The following is a 6,000-nucleotide window of genomic DNA, read 5'->3' on the forward strand; positions in this document are numbered from 1 at the left end:
GGGGTCCGAGGCCACAGGGTGACCCGATCAGGCGGCGCTGCGGCGCGGCCGGTCCATCAGGAAAGACAAACCGATGTCCGACATGAAGGCCTTTATCGACAGCGAAGTGAAGTCCAGCGACGTGGTGCTGTTCATGAAGGGAACGCCGCAGTTCCCGATGTGCGGCTTCTCCGGCCAGGTGGTGCAGATCCTCGATTACATCGGCGTGCCCTACAAGGGCATCAACGTGCTCGACGATGACGACATCCGCCAGGGCGTGAAGGAATATTCCAACTGGCCGACGATCCCGCAGCTCTACGTCAAGGGCGAGTTCCTCGGCGGCTGCGACATCGTCCGCGAGATGTTCAAGGCCGGCGAACTGGCCGAGCACATGAAGGCCAACGGCATCCCTGTGACCGAGCGGGCCTGAGCCCGGCCGTCCTTTACTCAGGATGAACGATGGTGTCAGCCCGCGGCCCTGGTCGCGGGCGCGCCGGCAATCAGGCCGGCGATGTCCTTCAGCGGCTTCGGCACGCTGAACAGATAGCCCTGACCCTCGCCGCAGCCCGCTTCCATCAGGAAGGCGAGGTCGTCGGGATTCTCGATCCCCTCCGCGATCACCCGCATGCCGAGATTGTTGCCGAGGCTGACGATCGCGCGCACGATCGCCTGCGAGTCCGGGCTCGAATGCAGGTCCTTGATGAAGGACTTGTCGATCTTGATCTTGGTGAAGGGGAAGGCGCGCAGGTAGCTGAGCGACGAATAGCCCGTGCCGAAATCGTCCATCGAGATGCCGACGCCGAGATGGCGCAGGGCGCGCAGGGTGGAGAGCGCCGCCTCGCTCTTGTCCATCAGCAGTGATTCGGTGATCTCCAGGTCGAGCCGGGAAGGGGAGAGACCCGAGACGTCCAGCGCGTGCACCACGGATGCCAGGATGTCGTAGGAGCGGAACTGCGCCGGCGACAGGTTGACCGCGATCTTGAGGTCGCCCGGCCAGCCGGCGGCGTCGCGGCAGGCGCGCTCCAGCACGAATCGGCCGATCGGCCCGATCAGTCCGGTCTCCTCGGCAATGCCGATGAAGTCGCCCGGCGGAATGTCGCCGCGGTCCGGATGGGTCCAGCGCAGCAGCGCCTCGAAGCCGGAAATCTCGCCGTTGTCGAGGCTGATCAGCGGCTGGTAATGCAGCGAGAACTCGCCACGCGACAGGGCCTCGCGCAGGTCCATCTCCATGCGCCGGCGCGCCTGCAGCGCCTCGTCCATGCCCGGTTCGAAATAGCGGAAGGTGCCGCGGCCCGAGGCCTTCGCCCGGTAGAGCGCGAGGTCGCATTCTTCAGCAACTGCTCGTGGTCGGTGCAGCCTTCGGGAAGGCGGGCGATGCCGATGCTCGCGCCCGCCGCCACCTGATGGCCGTCGATGCGGAACGTGGGCGCGAGCGTCTCCAGCAGCATGCGCGCGACCGCCTCGTCGCGGCCCTCGTGCTGGTCGAGCGGCACCAGCACGGCAAACTCGTCGCCGCCGAGGCGGGCAACGAAGGAGTCCTCGTCGAGACAGCCGCGAATGCGGTCCGCGACTTCCTTCAGCAGGGCGTCGCCGACCGAGTGGCCGAGCGTGTCGTTGACGGTCTTGAAGTTGTCGAGGTCGATCAGCAGCACGCCCAGCCCCTGGCGCAGCTTGCCCGCACGCGCCATCGCGGCGGCGATGCGCTCGCCATAGCCGAGGCGGTTCGGAAGGCCCGTCAGCAGGTCGTGGCGGGCCATGTGGGCCATGCGCGCCTCGGTCCGGCGCCGCTCGGTGACGTCGACGAAGGCGAACAGCAGGCGCGGGGCATTCTCGAAGGTCAGCGCCCGCGCGAATGTGGTCACCTCGATCTCGCTGCCGTCGGCGCGGCGCTGGCGCCAGTTGCGCCCGCCGCGGAAGGCGGGCGAGGCGTCGGAACTGCGGGCCAGCGACGGGTGCTCGTCCGGGTGGTGAAGGTCGAGCAGGGTGAGGCTGCGGAAGGCCGCGGCGTCGTGGCCGTAGTGGGCACAGGCGGCGGCGTTGGCCTCGACGATCGCCAGCGTTTCGGGATCGAGGAGACACATCGGCACCGGGTTGTCCTCGAACAGCAGCCGGAAGGACGCCTCGCGCCGCTTCATGTCGGTGATGTCGACGCGCAGGCCGATGGTGCCGCCCGAGCGGGTCCGCCGCTCCTCGATCATGATCCAGCGGCCGTCGGACAGGAGCTGCTCGTGGCGGACGCCGGGATTGGCGAGCAGGGCGAGCCGATCGGCGAGCCATTCCTCCTCGCGGCCCTTGGCCATCGGATAGTCGCCGCGGGCGACGCCGATGCGCAGCGTGTCCTCGAATTTCTCGCCGGCGCGAAAGAGATCGGCGCTGCGGGTGTAGATCTCGGCGTAGCGCTCGTTCCAGAGGATGTAGCGGCCTTCGGCATCGAGATAGACGATGCCCTCGGGCAGAACGTCGATCGCCTCGCGGAGCTGGTCCTGCGCCTCGCGCGCGGCCATCTCGGCAGCGGCCAGCGCGGCCTCGCGACGCCGCTCGCGCGGGCCCGTGACGAGCTTCCTCAGCGCCGCCGCGAGCCGCCGCGCGCCGCGCCTGCCTTCGACCGGAACCCTGCTGTCGGCGACTTCGGACGACATGCCTCTATCCTCTGTGGTATCCCAGCAGTTTTTCAGGTTATCGGTTAAGATGTCGTATAACAAATTCCGTTTCAAAGCATTAAGTATCTGATCCGACACTGTTTTCCTGCATTAATTGCGGGCAGTTGCCGCATAATGGGGCAGGTGCGGGGCTTCCTGTCGGTGGGCTGCCGCCGGGGCATGCCGACAACGAAAAAGGCCGCCCCGAAGGGCGCCTTTCCAGTCTCTCCCGGGGGAGGGAAAAATCAGCGCGAGTAGAACTCGATGACGAGGTTCGGTTCCATCTGGACCGCGAAAGGCACGTCGCCGAGACCGGGAACGCGCACATACTTGGCAACCAGCTTGGAGTGATCGACGTCGAGGTAGTCCGGCACGTCGCGCTCGGCAAGGCCGGTGGCCTCGAGCACGATCGCGAGCTGCTTGGACTTCTCGCGGATCTCGATCACGTCGCCGACCTTGCAGCGGTAGCTGCCGATGTTCACCCGGCGGCCGTTGACGTTGATGTGGCCGTGGTTGATGAACTGGCGCGAGGCGAAGATGGTCGGAACGAACTTCGCGCGATAGACGATCGCGTCGAGGCGGCTCTCGAGAAGGCCGATGAGCTGCTCCGAGGTGTCGCCGCGCATGCGCGAGGCTTCCTGGTAGATCTTGTAGAACTGCTTCTCGGAGATGTCGCCGTAATGGCCCTTCAGCTTCTGCTTGGCGCGCAGCTGCTGGCCGAAGTCGGAGAGCTTCCCCTTGCGGCGCTGGCCATGCTGGCCGGGGCCGTATTCGCGCTTGTTGACCGGGCTCTTGGGGCGACCCCAGATGTTTTCGCCGAGCCGGCGGTCGATCTTGTACTTGGCGCTGTGGCGCTTGGACATTCGCGTATCCTCGTTGGTACCGATGCGAAGGACACGCGCCCTCCTCTGTCCGACGGGACCCCGTTTCGGGGCGAGCCGCGGACCGACAGAACCCCGCACCAGCGACCGGCGCAAAGGTCCACGGGTGCGTGAACGAACGCGCGGGCCATGACAGCCCGCGCGGTGGCGGTTCCTTAGCCGGAGTTGCCGGTGAAGTCAAACCATGGCGGGCATGCGGGCGCCGGTTGGCGCTGCGTCCCCGGCCCGCGTGCGCGCAGGCTCTCGCGGGCAGGCGCGCATGAGCGGGCGCGCATGGGCAATTGCCACGCCAGTGGGCGGTCTCTCGCATTCGACTTTTGTCGGATACCAGACATTCACGCTCTTTGCAGCCCGCCGCGAAAGGGGCTGCACCCAAGGGGGCACCCACCCCTATAGTTCGCAGCCGGGACGAGCATCGCCTGAAAAAAACGGCCATTGAGAATGTGATAACCGATCTGTGCCAGTCTATCGCGAGACACCGCGATCGAGCGTGGCATCGGACAAAGCGCAGGACGCGTTGCGCCGGACCATCTGCCGCGCATCGGAACCGGCGGACCCTGGGGGATTCGGATGAACTTGCCGAAGGTCGTGATCGACGCGGGGGAGGATGCCTCGGGAACGCTCGTGACGAGATTGAGCGGCATCCGCCATGCGTTCCAGCCGATCGTCGATATCCATACGGGCGTCGTCCATGCCTATGAGGCGCTGCTGCGCGGCACCATGGAGGGCGGCTATCCGACAATCGCCAGTTTCTTCGACGCCGCCTACATCCGCCACGAACTGGCCGAGGTGGAACTGATCCTCGCCTCACGGGCGATCGAGACCCTCGGACGGCTGCCGGGCGGCGGGGCGCGGCGCCTGTTCCTCAACATCGACGGGCGCACGCTGGAGGACCAGTCCTTCCGTGTGGACCGGCTGCTGAAGCTGGCCGCCGACAACGACCTCAATCCCGGCGCGCTGTGCATCGAGCTCTCGGAGCAGCACAAGACCGCCCACAGTTCCAGCGCGACGATGATGGTCGCCGCCCTGCGGGCCGGGCAGATCCGCATCGCGCTTGACGATTTCGGCCAGGGCTTTTCCGAACTGACCCTGCTCTACGCCTTCCAGCCGGAATACGTGAAGATCGACCGCTTCTTCGTGGCCGACATCGCCCGTTCGCCGCGCAAGAAGCTGTTCGTGTCCACCGTGGTCAACCTCGCCCACGTGCTCGGCGCCAAGGTGATCGCCGAGGGCATCGAGACCGCCGAGGAGCATACCGCCTGCCGCGAGATCGGCTGCGACCTCGCCCAGGGCTACTACATCGCCCGGCCCTGCCTCGAGGTGGAGCAGATGCCGGGCGCCTACCGTCACGTGATGACGGCCTCGTCCTTCGACCGGCGCAAGCGCGAGTCCGACGAGACCATCGTGCGTGCCGAGGTGAACCCGGTGCCGCCGGTGGATGTCGACCTCGGCATGAAGGACGTGTTCGACCGCTTCCGACGGGCGCCGGACCAGGCCTATTTCCCGGTGCTCGGCCATGGCGGCGAGCCGATCGGCCTCCTGCATGAGCGCAACCTGCGCTCCTTCGTGTTCAGCCCCACCGGCCGCGACATCCTCCAGAATTCCTTCTTCGCCCACAAGCTGTTCACCTTCGTGACCCGCTGCCCGATCGCCGACATCTCGCGCCGGTGGAGAAGATTCTCGAGATGTATGCCAACAGTGGCGAGACCGAGGCGGTGATCATCGTCGACCAGGGGCGCTATCTCGGCGTGCTGTCGTCGGCGTCGCTGCTGAAGCTCGTCAACGAGAAGCGCCTGACGATGGCGCAGGACCAGAATCCGCTGACGCGGCTGCCGGGCAACCTGTCGATCAACAACCATCTGGTCGATGCGGCCGAGCCCAAGGGCGTCAACCGCTTGTTCTGCTACTTCGACTTCAACCACTTCAAGGCCTTCAACGACCACTACGGCTTCCGCCAGGGCGACCGCGCGATCATGCTGTTTGCCGACATCCTGCGCCGCCACATGGGCATGGGCTTCCTCGGCCACGTGGGCGGCGACGATTTCTTCGCCGGCGTGAAGGACATGAGCGTCGACCGGGTGGTGGCGCTGGCGCGGGCCGTGGTGGAGGACTACCGCGCCGAGATCACCAGCTTCTATGCGGCGGGCGACCGCGAGCGCGGCTTCCTGCTGGCCAACGACCGCCAGGGCGACGAGCAGATCTATCCGCTGATGACCTGTTCGGCGGCGGTGGTGGAGATCGGCGCCGGCGAGTTCATCGACGACTTCGTGGCGCTGTCGCGCCGCATCGCCGAGGCCAAGCGCGCGGCGAAGCTCGCCCCCGACGCCATCGCCATCCGGCGCGCCCCGTCCTACCTGTCCCAGCCGGGCTGATGTGGATCTATCGCGGAAGCAGAATAGAAGCTGCAACTATGACCGCCAAGAATATCAAGGATACTTTGTAGACAGGTAATATTTTTCTCTTCAATCCGTCAGGCATGTCTTCGGTTGTAATGCTATACA

At 66.1% G+C, this 6,000-nt stretch carries 6 protein-coding genes; 3 read left to right on the forward strand and 3 right to left on the reverse strand.

The features are described 5' to 3' along the window. Positions 1-73 precede the first annotated feature (73 nt). A complete protein-coding gene (grxD, locus tag A6302_RS10280; protein ID WP_069306966.1) occupies positions 74-409 on the forward strand; it encodes a Grx4 family monothiol glutaredoxin in 336 nt (111 codons plus the stop codon). 35 nt (positions 410-444) lie between these two features. Here grxD and A6302_RS22135 read toward each other — a convergent pair whose 3' ends face one another. The 3 genes from A6302_RS22135 to rpsD all read right to left on the reverse strand — a co-directional run bounded on the left by A6302_RS22135 (position 445) and on the right by rpsD (position 3,481). Continuing rightward, positions 445-1,209, reverse strand: a complete 765-nt coding sequence (locus A6302_RS22135) for a putative bifunctional diguanylate cyclase/phosphodiesterase (protein ID WP_169833555.1) — start codon at positions 1,207-1,209, stop codon at positions 445-447. Next, positions 1,146-2,618 (reverse strand): diguanylate cyclase domain-containing protein, encoded by a 1,473-nt coding sequence (locus A6302_RS10285; RefSeq protein WP_141703646.1) that lies wholly within the window; start codon positions 2,616-2,618, stop codon positions 1,146-1,148. The genes A6302_RS22135 and A6302_RS10285 overlap by 64 nt, the downstream gene beginning before the upstream one ends. A gap of 245 nt (positions 2,619-2,863) precedes the next feature. Then, positions 2,864-3,481, reverse strand: coding sequence for a 30S ribosomal protein S4 (gene rpsD, locus A6302_RS10290; RefSeq protein WP_069306967.1), 618 nt, complete (start codon positions 3,479-3,481; stop codon positions 2,864-2,866). A gap of 588 nt (positions 3,482-4,069) precedes the next feature. Here rpsD and A6302_RS21260 point away from each other — a divergent pair. Beyond that, positions 4,070-5,218, forward strand: coding sequence for an EAL domain-containing protein (locus tag A6302_RS21260; RefSeq protein WP_083255670.1), 1,149 nt, complete (start codon positions 4,070-4,072; stop codon positions 5,216-5,218). Beyond that, on the forward strand, positions 5,185-5,871 hold the full coding sequence (locus A6302_RS21265) for a diguanylate cyclase domain-containing protein (protein ID WP_083255671.1): 687 nt from the start codon (positions 5,185-5,187) through the stop codon (positions 5,869-5,871). Before A6302_RS21260 ends, A6302_RS21265 begins: the two co-directional genes overlap by 34 nt. Positions 5,872-6,000 lie beyond the last annotated feature (129 nt).

It is taken from the genome of Methylobrevis pamukkalensis (genome assembly GCF_001720135.1).
In the GTDB taxonomy this organism is placed as follows: domain Bacteria; phylum Pseudomonadota; class Alphaproteobacteria; order Rhizobiales; family Pleomorphomonadaceae; genus Methylobrevis; species Methylobrevis pamukkalensis.